The organism is Providencia sp. CIM-Carb-044, assembly GCF_033901115.1.
Classification (GTDB): Bacteria; Pseudomonadota; Gammaproteobacteria; order Enterobacterales; family Enterobacteriaceae; genus Providencia; species Providencia hangzhouensis.
Map to the genome: position 1 here is coordinate 79401 of NZ_JAXADV010000011.1, position 19277 is coordinate 98677.

The window sequence follows — 19277 nt, forward strand, 5'->3', positions numbered from 1 at the left end:
TTTATGGTCTATTAGAAAAGGCGGCCTAAAGAAATAATGACTAATTAATCGACAAATGCTAAACTCAACCACAATGTAGTCACAATGTAGCTACGTTTGATATGTGTAGGGGGATGATATGTCAACACTATTGAAAACAACAGATGTTCGTAGTCGAATTGATGAACAATTAAAAGCGGAAGCCACGAGTGTATTACAAGATTGTGGTTTGACTATTAGCGCAGCTATTCGTTTGTTTTTAGAACAAGTAGTTCAAGAGCAAAGAGTTCCCTTTGAAATCAAACGTAAGCAACCTTCGCTGAAAACTACACTAGCGTTGAAAGAAGCTAAAGCTATTGAGCAGCACTACGATTCAATTAACGAAATGATGGTGGAGTTAAGCAAAGTTGACTCAGAAGCCAAGTAATAAGCGAGCTAAGCAACCAAGGCAGGTTGCTTATACACCAACGTTTAAGAAGTCATGGGAACGATATAACCGAGCGGGCCGTAGGGATATGAATGCGGCTGTTCTCGTTATGGAAATACTGTTTTCTCAAAAAATAATACCAAAAGAATATCTTGACCATGAATTAGAAGGTCATGAATGGCAAGGAGCTAGGGAGCTTCATATTGGTGGTGATTTCTTACTGGTTTATCGCTTGTCAGATAAAGGTAATTTAATCACTTTCGTTGATATTGGTTCGCACAGTGAATTATTTGGTTAAGGTAATGAGCTATAGTTCGAGCTCATTACCTATTGTATATCAAGGCACTAGCAACAACCCTGCAATTTGCCGCCAATAGCCATTGCAGTTTTGATTTACGATATTTAGCGGAATATCCCCACTTTCATTGGCTTTAAACTGTTTTATTATCTCAAGGGATTCTATACTTTCAGGGGAAATGCGTACAATATCTACAAGGTCATGCATTGAATGCAGGTCATTACCGAGGTTATAGCAAGCGCCGCTGAGCGTTTGAATGCCATTTAATGTAAACACCTGTTGGTGTTCTTGGGAAAGCACCTTGCGCCCTTGTGGGTAGTTTATGCAACAAGTTTCACACTCGTCTTTTTGCTTATTTTCAGAGCGCGCAGTAAAACAACGTGCGGAATAGGCAAGTGGTAAGTGACCGTAGCTCATCACTTCAACATCAAATTTGCCACGAATACCGATATCATCACATTGGTGAAGTAAATTGACTAGCCAATCACGAGAAAGCTCTACAGGCATACACCAGCGCACCATGCCTTGGCGTAAGAGAATATTTAAGGTTTGTGCGTTATAGCAATTCAAACCGTGGCCCGCGACAAAAGGAAGTCCTCTCTCGGCTAACATGTTGACCACACCAAAATCATGGGCTTCAACGAGAAACTCGCCATTATCAACTAATTTGCTGATCTCTTTAAGTTCTGAAGGTGCTTGAAGGAGAGCAAGGGTGCTCAGCACAATCTGTTTACCACTTTTCGCGAGTTGTTGTGCGAGTTCTATCCAATCATTGGGCTTCATTTCTCGACGTTTACTGCACACTGTCTCACCGAGATAGATAATATCGGCGTCACTTTGTATGGCGTGTTGATAAAAATCTTCCAGCGTTTGCTTTGGCCAGTAATAAAGAATAGATCCTAACGAGTACTGCATGATATTTACCTTTTAAATTACTGCCATTTACGATGATAGGCACCCAATGTAGTTTGGCTTCCTTCAGAAAGCCCACCTAATGCTTTTAGCCATTTAGGGTCGGTGACAAAGTTATTCGGGTTGGATTTGTAGCGGTCGATGGCTTGGCGCCAAATACGGGTCACTTCAGTCACATAAGCTGGGCTGCGCTGGCGGCCTTCAATTTTGACAGAGGCAATATTCGCTGCCATTAATTCAGGTAATAATTCAATAGTATTGAGGCTGGTGGGCTCTTCAAGGACATGATATTTCTGTTCATCGACAAGATAACGTCCTTTACATAGTGTTGGATAACCGGCATTTTCATCTTTTTGGTAACGGTCTATCAGCACATTATTAAGGCGCGATTCCATTCCTTCTTCAGTTTGTTGCCAACGAACAAAACGGGCTGGAGAGCATGCGCCTACGGTATTTGGTGACTCACCCGTGAGATAAGAAGACAGATAGCAGCGGCCTTCAGCCATGATACATAAACTACCAAAAGCAAATACTTCAAGCGGTACAGGGCTATTTTTGGCTAATTGTTTCACTTGGTGAATAGATAGCACGCGCGGCAGGACGACACGATGGACTTGAAAATTACGTTCATAGAAGCGTATGGCTTCAGTATTGGTCGCAGAGGCTTGAACAGAAACATGCCTTTCAATATGCGGGTATTTATTTGCCGCGTACTCTAACATTGCGATATCGGCTAAGATCAAGGCATCGGCACCGAGATCTGCAGCAAGATCGACAGAGTTTTGCCAACGTTCGTAACCGTTAGGGTGCGCAAATGTATTAATCGCAATATGTAATTTTCGTTTACGGTTATGGATATAGCGCTCAGCTTCGTGCAGTTTTTTTTCAGTAAAATTGAGTCCTGCGAAATGGCGCGCATTGGTATCATTTTTTAATCCAATATAAACGGCATCAGCACCGTTATCGACAGCCGCTTTTAACGCGGGCAAATTCCCTGCGGGGCAGAGTAATTCCATTGTCCTATCCCTGTATAAAATTTAATAGCTGCCATTCTAGTCAACAGAACTGTTATAGATTTTGATTTAGAGCAGAGAAATTGTTAATGGATATCAGTATTCGTTAATTAAGGTTGTTAGGGAAATAAGGGGACTGGTGGGTAATAAAGAAACTGTATCAAATAGTAGAGAATAAGTTTATTAAATAGGGAAAATAAATCATTTTTGACTAAATTTTGAACGTTAATTGGATAGTATCGGTAATTAGAGATAGTTTTTTATCAATGGGAAGTGAGAAATAAATATTGGCGGGATGGGCAAAAATTGATATAGGATCAAACCAATAATGTCATTTTTTGGCAAGATAACTTATCGTGAGTCAAATGTTAGGTTAATGACTTCAATAAATGGGGTTATTAGCGTTGAAAATTTAATCATCTAAATATGCAATATGTTACCCTAAATAATTCGAGCTGCTACTGCGGTTAAGTAGTTACACGAAAACGGGCAGACAATTACTACGGGAGTCAGTACTGTGTTAGGTAAAATTCGTTCTCAACTCATCACAAAAGGCCCTTCATTTTTGAAACTGCCTTTAAAAGTGACCCCATTCGCATTACAGCGTCAGGTTCTCGAGCAGTTGCTAAGTTGGCAATTTCGCGAATCAGTAAAAGAAGGGGAACTTGATTTTCTCGAAGACAAATGGCTAAAAGTTGAAGTCCGTGACTTAGCGTTAGTCTGGTTTATCAGTTTGCAAGATGGTCAATTGTCTGTAAAACAGCATGCAGAGGCTGATGTTAGTGTGAGTGGTAATGCGAATGATCTAGTACTGATCGCCGCGCGCAAAGAAGACCCCGATACGCTCTTTTTCCAACGTAGATTGGTGATTGAAGGGGATACTGAGCTCGGACTTTATGTGAAGAATTTAATGGATGCTTTCGAACTCGAAAACATGCCAGCACCGCTGCGTTTTGCTCTATTACAATTAGCCGATGTGATTAAAACCGTGCATGAAGCTGAGGACGCAGAGCATAAATCGCCTGCGTTAACTTCATGCTAATTCGAGTTGAAATCCCTGTCGATGCAATGGGTATTGATAAATTATTGCGTGAAACATTTCCAACTGAAGCGGAAGCTAACCTTGTTCAACATTTGCGTGAGGATGGTTTGTTAACTCTCGGGGTTGTGGCAACAAATGATGATGGTGAAGTGATTGGCTATGTTGGCTTCACACCCGTTGATGTTAACGACGAAGACGTACAATGGGTAGGTCTTGCGCCATTAGCGGTAAGTAAAGCGCATCAAGGCCAAGGGATCGCAGAAAAACTGGTCTACGAAGGGTTAGATAGCCTTAATGAGTTTGGTTATGGTGCTGTCGTTGTACTGGGAGATGAACGCTACTATTCGCGTTTTGGTTTTGAACCGGCTTCAAGCCACGGCGTAAGCTGCCAATGGCCTGAACAACAGGCTCATTTTTTGGTTTGTGGCTTAGAAAATGGCGAAATCGGGGAACACCAAGGTTTGGTGACTTACTCTTCACACTTCAATAATTTATAGTTAGCTAAGTAGTCAGTTAAATCATCAGGCTGGTCAATGACCAGCCTTTCTTTTATCTTTTTATTCAGTTGCTTAACTTGATATTCTATTTTTGACGCGGCTGAGCGAGAACCAATAAAACAAGAAAATACCAGTTCTAGTGGCATTTTTCCTTTCAATGCTTTTGCCCCTGTTCCTGCCTTATGTTGCTCAAAACGACGTTGTACATCGGTGGTGATACCACAATACAAGGCATTATTTTTCTCTCTTACTAAGTAAAGATACCAATCACTTTGTTTTGATTGTTTTTTTTCTAGGGTTGTTTTTATCATTCTGTGCTGATTTATAAGAAGAAAATATTAGGTTAACAACGAATATATTCGTTAAGTAAGATATTTATAACATATTAAAATTTAAATAAAAAATGATATAAAACTGTCACAAAGTTGTAACCTCAACCTAAGTTAGCATTCAAATTATTTGAATAACTATAGCAAAATTAGCTAATTTTCTTTTCAAAATAAAGCGCATAATATGATCCATATCACAGAGGGACAGTAAAAATCCCAACTAAAAATCAATTTTACAAGAAGGTATATACAATGAAAAAATCAACATTATTAGCTGCTGCTTTAACTTTAGGTGCTGTTTCATTTGGTTCAATGGCGGCTGAAGAAGTTCAACATACTAATCAGCCTGCAGCTGGTTATGTCTCAGTAACGGGTGCTGTGAGTGTAAATGACCTGACCGCACAATTAGCCAAAAAAGCTGATGAAGCTGGCGCAACTTCATTCCGTGTGATTTCTGCTGGCGGTGAGAATAGCATGAATGGTACTGCAGCTATTTATAAGTAACTCTATTCGTCATATTTACTCGTCATACTTCGAGCCGTAGCGTTGTTGGCCGCGTTCATTCGCACTAGTCACATACTTATGTATGCTCCTAGCACCTCGTTCACTTGCCGCCTAGCTACAACTCGAATTATTTAGAGTAAAGACTTGGGTTAGATGGTCTAAAAACCCAAGTTAATTAGAGTGATAAAACTAATTAGAACCATTTTTTAATTAGTTAGGCTATAGTAATAGCGAATTTTATGCCTACGTTCAGAACAGTTTAAGCAAGCTTAGGGGTAACCCGAAAGCTTGTTCTGAACGGGTCTATATGGAAACCGCTATGACGTCTGAACAAACTTTAAAACACATCCAACGCTATATTGCTCGCCAACACGTTTTTTCCCTTTTTGCTCATCACAACAATGATATCTGGCCTGCCAGTTGTTACTATGCATTTGATGCGAAAACGATGTGTCTGATTTTAATGACAGACCCGAATTCCAAGCATGGGCAATTGATGGTGGCTAACCCGCAAGTGGCTGGCACAATATCGGCGCAAACTAAAGCCGTGAATACAATACAAGGCATTCAATTTACAGGTGAAATTAAAATATTAGAAAGTGAGGAAGCACAACTCGCTCGCGGTTTCTACTGCCGCCGCTTCCCTGTGGCAATAGCAGCGAAACTGCCAGTTTGGCAGCTTCACTTACAGAATGTCAAAATGGTGGATAATAAATTAGGTTTTGGCACCAAGCTATATTGGGAATGCCAAATTTAACGAAGCCTATGGATCACCTGATTTGAGCTACCGCGCCAAATTAAGCGCGGGTCATGTAAATCCTGCTCAAATTTACCGTCAATCACGGTATTGACAAAACTCACCACTTTTTGCTGTTCAAGCGTTAAATCACCCAATGTGTATCCTGTCCATAACCAGATGTCTTTATCTGGGCAAACTGCTTTAACGCGTTTTACCAACTTGAGCACCGCAGGTAAATTGGCTGGGTGTAGTGGGTCTCCGCCGGACAGGGATAATCCCTGTCGATGAATACGCGTGTCTTGCAAGTCTTGGATAATTTGGTCTTCCATTTCTTGGGTGAATGGCACACCTGAATCCACTCGCCATGTACTTTGGTTGTAGCAACCACGGCATTGATGAACACAACCTGCCACAAACAGTGTACAGCGGGTTCCGGGGCCATTGACCACATCAACAGGATAATATTGGTGATAATTCATGGCATTAACCTATTTGGCCGTTACCTAAATGCTTAATACGGCGTTTGACTTCCTCTTGTTTTCCTGCATTAAATGGCCTTGCATCTGGGCTGCCTAAATAGCCACAGACACGGCGGATAACTGAAACTCGGTTAGTATCATGATTACCACAAGCCGGGCAGGTAAAACCTTTGCTGGTGCAGGAAAATTCACCGGAGAAACCGCATTCATAACACTCATCAATGGGTGTGTTAGTTCCATAATAAGGCACATGTTGATAGCTGTAATCCCACACGTCTTCTAAGGCTCTAACATTATGTTGTAAGTTTGGATATTCGCCATAACAGATAAAACCGCCATTCGCGAGTGCAGGGTAAGGCGCTTCAAAATCAATTTTATCGTAAGGATTCACTTGTTTTTCAACATCTAAGTGGAAGCTGTTTGTGTAGTAGCCTTTGTCGGTAACACCTTGTATCACACCAAATTCAGCGGTATCGAGACGGCAAAAACGGTCACACAAATTTTCACTTGGTGTGCTGTATAAACTGAAACCATAGCCTGTTTGGGCTTTCCACTCATCAGTGGCTTGACGTAAGTGGCTGACAATCTCGACAGCTTTTTCGCGCAATTTTTCATTATCATAGACATGAGTTTGTGTGCCAAAAAGTGCATTGATGGTTTCATGCAACCCAATGTAACCTAAAGAAATAGATGCACGACCATTTTTGAATATCTCAGCGACGTTATCATCCGCTTTTAAGCGAACTCCACAAGCGCCTTCCATATATAAAATTGGCGCAACACGTGCTTTTACGGTTTCTAAACGGGCAATGCGAGTCATTAAGGCTTTTTTGGCAATGGCTAAACGTTCATCCAGTAATGCCCAAAACGCATCTTCGCTGCCCTGTGCTTCGATAGCAATACGAGGCAAATTGAGGCTGATAACGCCTAAATTGTTGCGCCCATCGTGAATTTGTTGCCCATTTTCTTCATAGATACCCAAGAAACTGCGGCAGCCCATCGGCGTTTTAAATGATCCAGTAACATCAACGACACGGTCATAGTTAAGAATATCGGGGTACATGCGCTTACTGGCACACTCTAAAGCGAGTTGTTTTATGTCGTAATTAGGGTCACCCAATTTATGGTTTAGGCCATCTTTAATTGCGAATACGAGCTTAGGGAAAACCGCCGTTTTACGATTTTTGCCAAGGCCCGCAATGCGGTTTTTCAGAATAGATTGCTGAATTAATCGTGCTTCTTTAGAGGTTCCGAGACCAAAACCAAAGGTGACAAACGGGGTTTGGCCATTTGCGGTGTGAAGCGTATTGACTTCATACTCTAAGGATTGAAAGGCGTCGTAACACTCTTTATCGGTGCGGCTGTGTGCATAACTTTCTGCGTCTGCTATTCCCCATTCTTTGGCGACTTTTAGGTGCTTTTCGTAGCTGATAGCGACATATGGCGCTAAAATTTCGTCAATACGGTTAATGGTTGTGCCCCCATAAATATGGCTCGCAACCTGTGCAATAATTTGTGCTGTAACAGCTGTTGCGGTTGAAATAGACTTTGGTGGCTCTATTTCTGCATTTCCCATTTTAAACCCGTTAGTTAACATGCCTTCAAGGTCAATTAACATACAGTTAAACATCGGGAAGAACGGTGCATAGTCGAGATCATGATAGTGAATTTCACCACGTTCGTGTGCGATAACGACATCTCTCGGCAAAATATGTTGTTTTGCATAGTGTTTAGCGACAATACCGGCGAGTAAATCGCGCTGTGTCGGGATCACTTTACTGTCTTTATTGGCGTTTTCATTAAGTAAAGAGACGTTACTTTGTTCGATTAGCCCACGAATGTCATGTGTCAATTGGCTGCGTTTTTCGCGTTCGCTGTCTCTATCGTGGCGATATTCAATATAAGCACGGGCTAAGTCTTTATAAGGCCCTGCCATCAATTGGTTTTCGACAGCATCTTGAATTTCAGCGATATCTACTCGGTCACGGCTGCAAAGTTGCTCTGTGACAACAGAAGCAACCTGAAGACAATAATCGTCATCCTTAACATTCACAGCAGCCGCTGCACGTTTAACGGCTTCCTGAATTCGTGGAAGGTCAAAACCGACCTGACAACCATCTCTTTTTATAACAACCGTTCCCACGGGCATTCTCCTTGTTAAGTTATCCACAATACGACTTCAGCTATTCGCCATGTTTATCACGGGGACTAATCTGTGGATAAAATGTGAATAAATACTATATGTTGTGTCATTATGTGTAATTAAAGCACAATATGTGGGATTTTGCTTTTATTTAGATCGCCAATATTTGATTTAAAACAAAGAAAAAAATAATTTGTATGAAGATCAAAAGCGCAGAGGAAATAAATCTTTTCAGTTGCCAGTATTCATTTCAGTGAGCTAAATAAAAAAAGAGATGTGATTTTCTTTATTCGCAAAGCATGAAAATGACTACTGTGGCGGGGAGTTTATTCTGTATCGGAGGTAGGCAGTAATGAAAGACACCCCACCCAAAGCATGGGGTGTTTGGCTCGAATTAATCGTTATTTACGTACTGCGATTGCTTCGATTTCAATTTTCACGTCTTTTGGCAGACGAGCAACTTCAACGCAAGAGCGCGCTGGGAATGGTGCATTATGTTGTTTGAAAAATTCTTCGTAGGTTGCATTCACTGTCGCAAAGTCATTTAAATCTTTTACAAATACCGTTGTTTTCACGATATTAGCCGCACTTAAGCCAGCTTTTTCTAAAATTGCTTTTACGTTAGCCAGTGATTGGCGAGTTTGTGCTGCGATATCTTCAGGCACTTCACCCGTTTTAGGGTCAACAGGGATTTGCCCTGATGTGATAACCATACTACCCAAATCTACGCCTTGAACGTAAGGACCGATCGCTGCTGGTGCGTTTTCTGTATTGATTTCGTATGACATAACTACTCCGTTTCATCACGTAAAGAAAAAATACTCGTCATATGGCAAGCCACAGCGGTGTTTGTGGCTTAGTGTGACTTTGAGTATAACTTTATGGGGTGTTAGGCGCCATTATAAACATGGATTGCACCTACACAACACCGCAGTCTACGCAAAAACAACCTATTGGTTATTGATCACAGCGTCTCTATCGAACTCTTTTTCGCAGAATTTGCACGTCAGTGCGACTTCTTTGCCGATTTTTTTCACACGGAAACTGCTTGATACAGGTTCATTATGGCTAATACAGTTGCTGTTTGGGCAAATTAACACATTGTCGATATACTGAGGCAGTGTGAGTTCAAGCTTTTCTACCACCTGGTAATCTTCAATACGGTTAACGGTGGCTTCAGGGGCATACATGGCTAATTGGTTAGCTTGCTCTGGGGTTAAAAAGGTATTTTCGATTTTGATAATGTCTTTTTTACCTAGATTGCTTGATGGCAAATTTAAACCAATTGTGATGCGTTCATCTGTTTTTGTTAGTTTAAATAACTTTAGTAATTTGAAACCAATTTGAGCAGGAATGTGGTCAATAACGGTACCGTGGCTGATTGCTTCAACTTGTAATTTATGATCTTGTGTCATGGTATGTCCTCCTCAGATAGCTAATTCTTTATTTAAAACTAGAGATAACAATGCCTGCCTTGCATAAATCCCATTTCCTGCTTGTTGGAAATAGTAAGCATAAGGTGTGCTATCCACATCAACTGCGATTTCATCAACCCGTGGTAGTGGGTGTAAGACTTTTAAATTCGGTTTTGCACAATGCAGGTCAGCCGCACTTAAAATAAATTGTGCTTTCACATTCGCGTATTCAGAGGGGTCGAGGCGCTCTTTTTGTACACGGGTCATATACAGAATGTCGAGTTCTGGCATCACTTCATCAATATTATTATGCAGGCTGTAGGTTGCGCCTTTTTCTTCTAAAATGTGCAGAATATGGTTTGGCATTGAAAGCGCTTCAGGGGCAATAAAGTAGAAGTGATTGCCTTCAAATTTAGACAGTGCTTGGGTTAAGGAATGCACGGTTCTGCCATATTTTAGGTCACCGACCATGGCAATTTGTAGGTTCTCTAAACGGCCTTGCGTTTCTTGGATAGTAAACAAGTCGAGTAATGTTTGTGTGGGATGTTGGTTTGAACCATCGCCTGCATTAATGACAGGAATGTGGCCTGCAAACTGGCTAGCGAGGCGAGCGGCACCTTCTTGCGGATGGCGCATGACAATAGCATCGACATATTGGCTGATAACAGAAATGGTATCGGCTAATGTCTCCCCTTTTTTACCGAGGGATGTGTTGGTGCTATCAGAGAAACCAACAACGGAAGCGCCTAAACGATGGATAGCCGTTTCAAATGACAAGCGTGTGCGTGTAGAGGCCTCAAAGAAACAACTTGCGATGACTTTATGTTTTAGAAACTCAGGTTGCGGCTGTTTTTTTAATGAAGCCGCAACATTAAGCACTAATTCAAGGTCTGAACGGTCTAAATCATTAATCGAGATGATATCGCGGTGGTATAAAGGATTCGGCATTGTTGTTCTCCTGTGTCAGCAAGACATGTTAGGTCTATAGGCCAAAAAAAAGCCCCTCAATTGAGGGGCTTTTCTATAAATAAGAAGGGGAAAAACAGGCTGTCCAGACCGCCAGAAGGCAGTGCAGTGGAGGTATTCTCTGTAAAAAATAGAGCAGCAGCGTTCATGGTTTCTCCCGGCAAATTGTGGCGCATTATACGCATCTCATTCCATGACGCAAGCGTTTGCATAAAGAAAAATATATTTTTTTTATTTTTGCGTTTTGGTGAATATTTGAACTAACTGAAAAATGGGAGAAATAGTATCTCTCAATAGGGAATGTGCTGAGCATTGGTGTTTTTTAAACCAAAATTAAATCACATGATTGAATATACAGTACATTTATTTACACACATTTTATGTACGAGTAAGATATTTTTTCTTTTTAATTAAATATGATCATTATGAAATCACGACTTTTTATTCTATTGGCATTCCTTCTTTCTGGCTGTTCATCTGTTTGGGTACCTGTTTCCGGTGGCTCAAAATTCACTCAAGCTGAGGCGAATGCAGTTTGTAAACCTGAAGCCCTTCATTTGTACCCAATCAAAAATGAAGTTGCGCAGCGCTCTGTTATGTCTTATGTCGAAAAAAAATGCAAAAAAGATGATGATTGTGGAAAAGACAAAACTTATAAAGAACAAACACCAGTTATGGAAAGCTATGTGATTGATGTCAATGAAGATACCCGTAATAATTATTACTTGGAATGTATGGTATCCAAAGGCTGGACAAAAAAAGATAAGTATATGTGGGAATAGTATACAGGCCGCTAAATAGCCCAGTAGGTAGAGGTTACTTGGCTATTTAGCGTGATAACTTTTATTTTTGCCCAAGCCTTTTTGCTACTTTCTCTAATTTCATCATTAGTAATAATGTAATCGAAACTAATACAATCGTTAGTGCCGAACCATCAGCAATATTGCCTCTATCGGTTAAACTGAAAATGGAAACAGGTAATGTCGCCCAGCCCGGGGGATATAACATCATCGTGGCGCCAAGTTCCCCTAAAGACAGCGATAGGCTTAATGCTAATGCTGAAATCATCCATGGCATCAATAGTGGTAGGGTGACATGGCATAAACGATACCAAGGGGAAGCGCCTAAGCTAAAAGCAACATTTTCAATATCGGGAGAAATACGGGTTAACCCAGTGGAAACATTGCTAAACGTAAAAGCAGAAATCAACACAAAATGAGCACTAAATACAATCCAAAAAGTGCCGTTCATCTGTAAATAGCCTTGGCTGAATGCTACAAGGATCCCAAGCCCAATAGAAACAGAAGGAATAGCGCTGGGGAGATAAAATGCAATACTCAGCCACTTTTGTATTTTCCCACTGTGTCTTCTTAGTGCTAACGCAGCCCAAAGCCCACAAAACAGCGCAAATAGACTGGCACTAAAACCAACCACTAGGCTGGATAAAATGGCATCCCAAGCTGGCCCACTAAACGCATTCACAAAATGTTCAAAAGTAAAGCCTGAAGGCAAAATGCCATTCCATTGGCGGCTGAAACTCGACATTAAAATCATCACTAAAGGCAGTAAAAACAATAAACCGAATAAGCTGATGGCAATGATAGTGGCAGTGGCTCGCCCTTTTTTAGACCAAATCAACATAATTAATTCCTTACCCCAAGGCGAGTGGTCGCCATTCTGTATAGGAAAAATAACCCGAGTGAAAGCAAGATGTTAATTAAGGCAATCATGCATGCCACCGCATAATCTGACTCTAATATTGCCTTGCTGTATACCATCATCGGCAAGGTATTGACGCCTTTCGCCCCGATAAACAGTACGATGCCAAATTCATTGGTGGTTAACAGCAGGCACAGGCTACCCCCTGCTAATAAGGCGGGTAGCGCCGCAGGGAAAATAACTTGCGCGATAACCCGTGCAGGGTGTGCGCCTAAAATACTTGCCGCTTCTAACTGGCTCTTGTCGATTTGCCGCAGTGCCGCCATAAGGGGACGCATGACCAAAGGGGTAAAAACGGTAATTTCTGCCAAAATCACCCCATGGATAGAATAAAGAAACTCAACGGGGGGGAATTCTAAATCAAACAATGCCATCAAGGTGCCATTGAGTAGCCCTGCAGAACCATAAATGAAGGTAAAAGCGAGGGTAATCAAAAAGGTCGGTAGAGCAATAAAAGTATCAATCACTTGCGTGATAAAACGGCTTCCCGGAAAAGGAATAAACACTAAGATCAGTGACAATACACTACCTATCACAAGGCAACCTAAGGTGGCCAAAATGGCGATGTAGAGTGTATTCCATAACCCATTAATAAAGCGTTTTGACTCAATAAGTTGCCAAAATGCATCCAACCCCCATCTACCCGCCTCATTTTGTAGTGCTTGTTGGGCTATCAACAATAAGGGATAAAAAAACAACGTAACTAACACCAGTAATGGCGGCAATATCCAATAAATGGGCTTTATCGTTATTGATGAACCTTTTGGCACGCTAATATGTGACATGTTATTCCTCAATTAAAACGGTATCCGCAGGTGAAAACCATAAAGTGAGTTTGTCGCCTATTTTAGGCGGTGAGGCCAAATGGGTGATGGCAACACTCACGGTTTCACCAGCAACATCACAAATTAAATGCGTTAAATCCCCCTGCCAGCGAATAGACGTCAATGTGGCCTGTAATTGATTGGTGGCATTGGAATTTGGTACTAGCGTGATGTGCTGTGGGCGGATACACACCCATTTGTGAGTGCCTGCTCGCATGCCTAATGTATGAGCCTCCAACAATGTTCCACCACAACTGACATTCACTTTTCCAGGGCTTGTTGAAAAACCAAGCGCAGTAGCGGCTAGAATATTGGCTCGGCCTAAAAACTCAGCAGCAAAACGGTTGGGTGGGCGGTGATATAAGGCATTTTTCTCACCATGTGCGACTAAGTAGCCATCTTTCATAATGCCAATTTTATCACCAAGTGCGAGAGCTTCAGTTTGGTCATGAGTCACATAAAGAATAGTTAAATCGGGCAGTTCACGGTGTAAACGGGCAATTTCTTCAACCATATTATGACGAATTTGCGCATCTAGCGCGGAAAGCGGTTCGTCGAGTAACAGAACACGAGGCCTTACGGCTATCGCTCTAGCAATCGCAACTCGCTGTTGCTGCCCCCCTGAAAGTTGGTGAGGGTAGCGGGTTGCGTAATCCGTCATTCCGACGATTTTAAGGGCTTCAACGACTCGCTCGTTAATGAGTGCTTTAGGTTGTTTCTGAGCTCGTAAGCCAAATGCGACATTCTCTTCCACTTTCATATGGGGAAATAGCGCATAATTTTGTACAACCATACCGAGTCCGCGTTGGTATGGGGGAAGGTGGGTGATATCCATATCACCTAATAAGATGCGCCCGCTATCAGGTTGAGCAAACCCCGCAATGGCTCGTAATACCGTGGTTTTTCCTGAACCAGACGGGCCAATCAACACCAATATTTCCCCAGAGTCGATGGTTAAATCTAAAGGTTTTAGCACGACATTATTATGATATGAGACACGTAAAGACTCTAATGTGATCCCTGAGTGCTCGGTTTGCTGCATTGCAGTAGTGGCTTTTCGTTTCATCAACATCACAAGTTACTCACCATCAGTGACTTTTTGCCAACGGGAAATATCATCGGATAGGGAAACTTCAACTTCATCCCAATTAGGCTGCCAAGTTTTCACACCTTCTAACATTTGGACAGCGCTCTGGTATTGCTTATCAGATGGTGTGATATCTGAACGAACAGGCATACCCCATGAAAGCTCACTAACACGGCTTTGTGATGGTTTATCCAGCAGGAAATTAATGAGTTTTTTACCGTTTTCGGTTTCAGGGCCGTTGTTAACTAAGCCGACAACATAAGGTAAAACCAGTGTACTACGTTCCCCATTGGCATCTTTTGGCCAGAAAATTTGGACATTAGGGTTACGTACCATTTGGGATAAATTCATTTGTAAGTCGCCATTAGCGACATAGAGCTCCCCTTTATTCACGAGGGCGGTAAGCTTACCTGTCGAGGCGGATGGGCCAACGTTATTAGCCTGCAACTTACCGAGATAATCAAACCCTGCGTCTTTGCCATTAAAACTGTGGAAAACTTGTAACATCACTGCAGTACCATCCCCAGCTTGTCCCGGTGTTGAATATTGCAGTTTATTTTTAAAGCGAGAATCGAGTAGGGAGTCCCAATTTTCAGGAGGAGACTTAAGCAGCTTAGCATTATAGATAAAGGTCAGGTAATTATTGACCAACGGCGTGTAAAAGTGATTTGAATTAGGAATACTTGCTGCATTTTCTGGCGTAAATTCAGCTAATAACTGGTTTTTTGCAGCACGTTGGATAAAAGGCGGAACGGTAATAAGCACATCGGCTTGTGGATTGGTGCGTTCTTTAGCGAGCCTTTCAACTATCGCCCCTGAACCACTTTCGACATATTGTACTTTAATGCCTGTTTGTTTGGTAAATGCCTCGAACTGATTTTTATACCAACTGTTGTTGCCATCGTGCAGGCCATCAGCGGAGTAAACAGTCACAACATCAGCGGCAAAAACAGAGGTAGAGCAAAGGGTTGCCATTAATAGACCAGCTAAGTAGGTGCTTTTCATGGTTATCTCCTGTTAAGGTAAAATGTATTCTGGTATATACCAGATGTTTTTTACGCTAACGGGTTTATATGACAGAAAGATGAAATGCAGCTAAATAGCTAAAATTATTTTCTATAATTAGAAATAATCACAAAGTATCGACTTCGATGCGCAAGCTATCGTGGCGCCAGTATTCAACATCATAATCTAAAATTCGCCCATGTTGGTCATAGTTTAAGCGTTGCAACAATAAGGCTGGACGGCCAACCGTAACCCCCAGTGCTTGTGCTGCTTGGGCAGGCATTGCCGTTGGGTAGAAAGACAAATGCATACTGGTATAGATTAAATTGAAATGAGCTTCGTACACTTCCGTTAAACTGCCGTTGAGGTCGTGGCGTAGCAGTTCAGGAACGCGAGCAGGTAAACAATGGTTCTCACAGTAACAAACGGGCCTGTCATCAGCAAAACGTAGGCGGGTGAGTAAATAAATTTGTTCAAATGATTGAAGTTTTAACGGCTCCATAGCTTCGAGAGGAACGGTAATAACTTTTCCATCCAGTAAAACTGTCTTCGGTTGGCGACCTTGTTCGAGGCAAAGTTTATGGAAATTAGTATTTTGGGTTGGGTCTAACCAAAGGCGCTCAGGTGTGACAAACCAACCACGACGTTCAGACCGGTAAATTGCCCCACTGGATTCTAGCTGTGCCAAACTTTCGCGAATAGTGACACGAGTGGTATTGAAAATGGCACAAAGTTCGCGTTCCGAGGGGAGTTTATCACCACATTTTAGCGAGCCATTTTGAATCTTTTCCTGTAATTGGGCTTTGATAAGCAGATATTGCGGGGCTTCATCCGCTGATAATTTCATGGTTATTTCCTGTCATTGTTTCAGTCATATTATACATAGTTATATGAATTTTTTGTTTCACGAGCACTTTTCCTTTGACCTTTTGAGCAGCCTACGACCATTATAATGGAAATCTGGTATAGACCAATAGGTAAATTGAATGACAAACAATAATTATTTGCTATTAACACCGGGGCCGCTTACGACGTCTAAAACGGTGAAAGAAGCCATGCTGTTTGATAGCTGTACATGGGATGATGATTATAATTTAGGCGTTGTACAAAATATTCGTCAACAATTAGTGGCACTGGCAACGGCCAAAGCAGGGTATTCTTCGGTCCTGCTTCAAGGAAGTGGAAGCTATGCGGTTGAAGCGGTTTTAGGTAGTGCAATCGGTGATAAAGAGAAAGTTTTGATTATCAGTAATGGCGCTTACGGTGCTCGAATGGCTGAAATGGCTCAGCGATTGGGTGTGGCTCATTGTGTTTATGATTGCGGTGAAGTGTCGTTGCCAGATGTGCAACAGATTGAACAGTTATTGCGACAAGATAGCCAAATCACTCATATTGCGATGGTGCACTGTGAAACTACGACAGGGATTTTAAACCCGATAGAAAAAGTCGCGAAATTAGCGAAGCAGTATCAAAAACGCTATATCGTGGATGCAATGAGCAGTTTTGGTGGGGTCCCTATGGATGTTGCTGAGCTTAACATTGATTTTTTAATTAGTTCTGCGAATAAATGTATTCAAGGGGTTCCGGGGTTTGCTTTTGTTATCGCCCGTACCGAGGCGCTTGAACGTTGTAAGGGGCGCTCTCGTTCATTATCGCTAGATTTATACGCACAGTGGCGCTGTATGGAAGATTTCCAAGGTAAATGGCGATTTACTTCTCCAACTCATACTGTATTAGCATTTGCCCAAGCACTCAAGGAGTTAGCTAAAGAAGGTGGCGTAGCCGCTCGCTTTCAACGTTATCAAGGGAATCAATACAAGTTGGTGTCCGGTATGCGTAAATTAGGTTTTACCACGTTGTTAGAAGATAGCCTTCATTCGCCAATTATCACCGCATTTTACTCACCAAATTCATCTGATTACCAATTTAAGCAATTTTATCAGAGTTTAAAATCTCAGGGTTTTGTTATTTATCCGGGCAAGGTCTCGCAAAGTGATTGTTTCCGTATTGGAAATATTGGTGAAGTTTATGAAAAAGACATTGATGCATTGTTGGTAGCAATAAAAAAAGCCATTTACTGGGAAAAATAAGGAAAAGAAATGGACCGTATTGAAGCCGTTATTCTTGACTGGGCGGGTACTACTGTAGATTTTGGCTCTTTTGCCCCTACTCAGATTTTCATCGAAGCATTTAAATCTGTGTTTGATATAAATATTACATTGGCTCAAGCGCGCATTCCTATGGGACTAGGAAAATGGCAACATATTGAAGCACTGGGTAAATTGCCTGAAGTAGACGCTTTATGGAACGCAAAGTTTGGCCGCTCAATGAGTAGTGAGGATATCGATAAAATCTACGCGGCCTTTATGCCATTGCAAATTGCTAAAGTTGTCGATTTTGCTGCGCCAATCACCGGAGTTGGCGACACAATCGCTACATTACGCAACCAAAATATTAAAATTGGCTCTTGTTCAGGTTACCCTCGTGCCGTGATGGAAAAGTTAGTTCCAGCAGCAAAGGCATTGGGCTACCAACCCGACTACTGGATAGCAAGTGATGATCTACTTGCTGGTGGGCGTCCGGGACCTTGGATGGCATTACAGAACGTCATTGAGCTAGGTGTTGGTTCCGTATCCGCTTGTATCAAAGTGGATGATGCCGTTCCCGGAATTGAAGAAGGGCGCAATGCGGGAATGTGGAGCGTTGGGTTAGCGGTTTCGGGTAATGAATTTGGTAAAACATGGGATGAATATCAAGGGATGCCAATTGATGAAGTTAACGCGTTGAAACAACAAGCCACAGAGAAACTATATGCTGCTGGCGCTCATTATGTGATTGATACTTTAGCTGATTTGCCATCAGTTATTGAAATAATTAATAGCCGATTGGCTAATGGTGAAAGATCCTAATTAGTATATATTATTTCTTTATTAATCACTTTTTTCTATCTGAATGGCCTACTTTTATTTGATATAAATTTTCAGCAAAGTAGGCCAAAATATTTTTGCAGGTGAGGTATGAGGAGCAGAGTATAACGGATAACAATATAGGGAGTCGCATGTGTCTTCGGAGTCTAATCTACATAAAACAGTCGATTTTTTACAGGAGTTTGTTGATGAAGCTCTCTTAGATTTACAAGTAAGTACGCTATCAGAAGATGACTTTGAGTCCTTAGTGAGAGATAAACGGTCTGTGTTAAATTGGCTTAGCAAATTTGGACATTTTCTCAGTGAAGACAGCTTTCATATGGGGTTCAGATTAGAGAAAGGTTCTGAAATTGATGGTGCAGTACTTGGTGTTTACGCGACTAAGCGTGGTGACTTACATATTTTTTTGATTGAGTCTTTTGTGCGAGACCTCCCTGAGCACCCTCTAAATGGGCGTTTAACTACTTTAGTTATTATTGCGGTAACTTTTTTCCTTACTCAATATCCAGATAGTAAAGCCGTTTATATTATTGAACCTGATGAAGGCTTGATCTCACATTATCAAAAGTTTGGTTTCAAATTATTAAGGGATGAAAATGTTATGTTTGCAACCAGTGACGCTTTGCAATTAATTCAGCTATCGTTACTTACGGAATTACTGTCGAATCAATAGTGCTATTAAAATAGTCTATTTTTCACCATGCTGTAAAATTATTGTGGAATTTGATACAATACAGCTTGTGAACATTAATGATACGGGGTGATTTATGGGGAATAATAAGGTTGAAAGATTATCGCCTCAAGAAATGCGCGATATTATGTTAGCGAATGCTAAAGTACTAATGTCTGACCGGTTTAGAACAACAGCCCCTGAAGTTACTGGTCAAAAAAAGAAAGTGATATCAACACTTCAAAAATAAAGATTTTTACAATGTAATTTTGTTGTAGCACCTGATCTATCCCTGATAGCCA

At 41.5% G+C, this 19277-nt stretch carries 24 protein-coding genes; 11 read left to right on the forward strand and 13 right to left on the reverse strand.

The genetic code is table 11. From position 1 onward, the window contains the following. Positions 1-118: 118 nt before the first annotated feature. Positions 119-406 (forward strand): type II toxin-antitoxin system RelB/DinJ family antitoxin, encoded by a 288-nt coding sequence (locus tag SJ312_RS18305; RefSeq protein ID WP_004905876.1) that lies wholly within the window; start codon positions 119-121, stop codon positions 404-406. Next, a complete protein-coding gene (locus SJ312_RS18310; RefSeq protein WP_004905874.1) occupies positions 387-704 on the forward strand; it encodes a type II toxin-antitoxin system YafQ family toxin in 318 nt (105 codons plus the stop codon). Before SJ312_RS18305 ends, SJ312_RS18310 begins: the two co-directional genes overlap by 20 nt. Positions 705-743: 39 nt before the next feature. On the opposite strand, the gene SJ312_RS18315 is transcribed toward SJ312_RS18310, so the two are convergent. Both SJ312_RS18315 and ubiU read right to left on the reverse strand, forming a co-directional pair. Continuing rightward, positions 744-1619: a U32 family peptidase gene (locus SJ312_RS18315; RefSeq protein WP_272674193.1), complete on the reverse strand. Its 876-nt coding sequence runs from the start codon at positions 1617-1619 to the stop codon at positions 744-746. 17 nt (positions 1620-1636) lie between these two features. Then, on the reverse strand, positions 1637-2632 hold the full coding sequence (gene ubiU / locus SJ312_RS18320; protein WP_094961644.1) for a ubiquinone anaerobic biosynthesis protein UbiU: 996 nt from the start codon (positions 2630-2632) through the stop codon (positions 1637-1639). A gap of 514 nt (positions 2633-3146) precedes the next feature. Here ubiU and ubiT point away from each other — a divergent pair. Both ubiT and SJ312_RS18330 read left to right on the forward strand, forming a co-directional pair. After that, a complete protein-coding gene (ubiT, locus tag SJ312_RS18325) occupies positions 3147-3671 on the forward strand; it encodes a ubiquinone anaerobic biosynthesis accessory factor UbiT (RefSeq protein ID WP_004905868.1) in 525 nt (174 codons plus the stop codon). Next, entirely contained in the window at positions 3665-4168 is a 504-nt protein-coding gene (locus SJ312_RS18330; RefSeq protein WP_004905865.1) for a GNAT family N-acetyltransferase, read from the forward strand. Before ubiT ends, SJ312_RS18330 begins: the two co-directional genes overlap by 7 nt. Here SJ312_RS18330 and SJ312_RS18335 read toward each other — a convergent pair. Continuing rightward, entirely contained in the window at positions 4141-4479 is a 339-nt protein-coding gene (locus SJ312_RS18335) for a GIY-YIG nuclease family protein (RefSeq protein ID WP_004905864.1), read from the reverse strand. The two genes, SJ312_RS18330 and SJ312_RS18335, sit on opposite strands and share 28 nt — an antisense overlap. 270 nt (positions 4480-4749) lie before the next feature. Here SJ312_RS18335 and bhsA point away from each other — a divergent pair, with 270 nt between their 5' ends. Beyond that, on the forward strand, positions 4750-5001 hold the full coding sequence (gene bhsA, locus SJ312_RS18340; protein ID WP_110591062.1) for a multiple stress resistance protein BhsA: 252 nt from the start codon (positions 4750-4752) through the stop codon (positions 4999-5001). A 319-nt stretch (positions 5002-5320) separates the two neighbouring features. Beyond that, entirely contained in the window at positions 5321-5758 is a 438-nt protein-coding gene (locus SJ312_RS18345; RefSeq protein ID WP_241098175.1) for a YhbP family protein, read from the forward strand. Here the strand turns inward: SJ312_RS18345 and nrdG are convergent. The 5 genes from nrdG to pyrB all read right to left on the reverse strand — a co-directional run bounded on the left by nrdG (position 5755) and on the right by pyrB (position 10725). Beyond that, entirely contained in the window at positions 5755-6219 is a 465-nt protein-coding gene (nrdG, locus tag SJ312_RS18350; protein ID WP_319868167.1) for an anaerobic ribonucleoside-triphosphate reductase-activating protein, read from the reverse strand. The genes SJ312_RS18345 and nrdG overlap by 4 nt on opposite strands. A gap of 4 nt (positions 6220-6223) precedes the next feature. Then, positions 6224-8362, reverse strand: a complete 2139-nt coding sequence (gene nrdD / locus SJ312_RS18355; protein ID WP_110591064.1) for an anaerobic ribonucleoside-triphosphate reductase — start codon at positions 8360-8362, stop codon at positions 6224-6226. Positions 8363-8763: 401 nt separating this feature from the next. Beyond that, positions 8764-9150, reverse strand: coding sequence for a 2-iminobutanoate/2-iminopropanoate deaminase (ridA, locus tag SJ312_RS18360; RefSeq protein ID WP_004907508.1), 387 nt, complete (start codon positions 9148-9150; stop codon positions 8764-8766). 162 nt (positions 9151-9312) lie between these two features. Continuing rightward, positions 9313-9777 carry an aspartate carbamoyltransferase regulatory subunit gene (gene pyrI / locus SJ312_RS18365; RefSeq protein WP_004905852.1) on the reverse strand — a complete coding sequence of 155 codons (465 nt, stop codon included), beginning with the start codon at positions 9775-9777 and terminating at the stop codon, positions 9313-9315. Between the two features lie 12 nt (positions 9778-9789). Next, complete coding sequence (gene pyrB / locus SJ312_RS18370; protein ID WP_004907510.1) at positions 9790-10725, reverse strand: aspartate carbamoyltransferase; 936 nt, start codon at positions 10723-10725, stop codon at positions 9790-9792. Positions 10726-11168: 443 nt separating this feature from the next. On the opposite strand from pyrB, the gene SJ312_RS18375 reads away from it, so the two are divergent. Further along, positions 11169-11525, forward strand: coding sequence for a hypothetical protein (locus SJ312_RS18375; protein WP_036958764.1), 357 nt, complete (start codon positions 11169-11171; stop codon positions 11523-11525). Positions 11526-11586: 61 nt separating this feature from the next. On the opposite strand, the gene phnV is transcribed toward SJ312_RS18375, so the two are convergent. The 5 genes from phnV to phnR form a co-directional block, all read right to left on the reverse strand. Continuing rightward, positions 11587-12384: a 2-aminoethylphosphonate ABC transport system, membrane component PhnV gene (phnV, locus tag SJ312_RS18380; RefSeq protein ID WP_094961639.1), complete on the reverse strand. Its 798-nt coding sequence runs from the start codon at positions 12382-12384 to the stop codon at positions 11587-11589. A 2-nt stretch (positions 12385-12386) separates the two neighbouring features. Further along, a complete protein-coding gene (gene phnU, locus SJ312_RS18385; RefSeq protein ID WP_112308095.1) occupies positions 12387-13247 on the reverse strand; it encodes a 2-aminoethylphosphonate ABC transporter permease subunit in 861 nt (286 codons plus the stop codon). 1 nt (position 13248) lies between these two features. Beyond that, the gene (gene phnT, locus SJ312_RS18390; protein ID WP_153673822.1) at positions 13249-14358 is read right to left on the reverse strand and encodes a 2-aminoethylphosphonate ABC transport system ATP-binding subunit PhnT; all 1110 of its coding nucleotides are present in this window, start codon (positions 14356-14358) and stop codon (positions 13249-13251) included. A gap of 6 nt (positions 14359-14364) precedes the next feature. Next, a complete protein-coding gene (locus SJ312_RS18395) occupies positions 14365-15378 on the reverse strand; it encodes a 2-aminoethylphosphonate ABC transporter substrate-binding protein (RefSeq protein WP_110591066.1) in 1014 nt (337 codons plus the stop codon). A 127-nt stretch (positions 15379-15505) separates the two neighbouring features. After that, a complete protein-coding gene (gene phnR / locus SJ312_RS18400) occupies positions 15506-16225 on the reverse strand; it encodes a phosphonate utilization transcriptional regulator PhnR (protein WP_004905839.1) in 720 nt (239 codons plus the stop codon). Between the two features lie 139 nt (positions 16226-16364). Here phnR and phnW point away from each other — a divergent pair, with 139 nt between their 5' ends. The 4 genes from phnW (at position 16365) to SJ312_RS18420 (ending at position 19225) form a co-directional block, all read left to right on the forward strand. Beyond that, positions 16365-17468 (forward strand): 2-aminoethylphosphonate--pyruvate transaminase, encoded by a 1104-nt coding sequence (gene phnW / locus SJ312_RS18405; protein ID WP_165879418.1) that lies wholly within the window; start codon positions 16365-16367, stop codon positions 17466-17468. A 9-nt stretch (positions 17469-17477) separates the two neighbouring features. After that, positions 17478-18287 (forward strand): phosphonoacetaldehyde hydrolase, encoded by an 810-nt coding sequence (gene phnX, locus SJ312_RS18410; RefSeq protein WP_110591068.1) that lies wholly within the window; start codon positions 17478-17480, stop codon positions 18285-18287. 151 nt (positions 18288-18438) lie between these two features. Then, positions 18439-18978, forward strand: a complete 540-nt coding sequence (locus SJ312_RS18415; RefSeq protein WP_110591069.1) for a hypothetical protein — start codon at positions 18439-18441, stop codon at positions 18976-18978. A gap of 94 nt (positions 18979-19072) precedes the next feature. Further along, positions 19073-19225: a hypothetical protein gene (locus tag SJ312_RS18420; protein ID WP_153673787.1), complete on the forward strand. Its 153-nt coding sequence runs from the start codon at positions 19073-19075 to the stop codon at positions 19223-19225. Positions 19226-19277 lie beyond the last annotated feature (52 nt).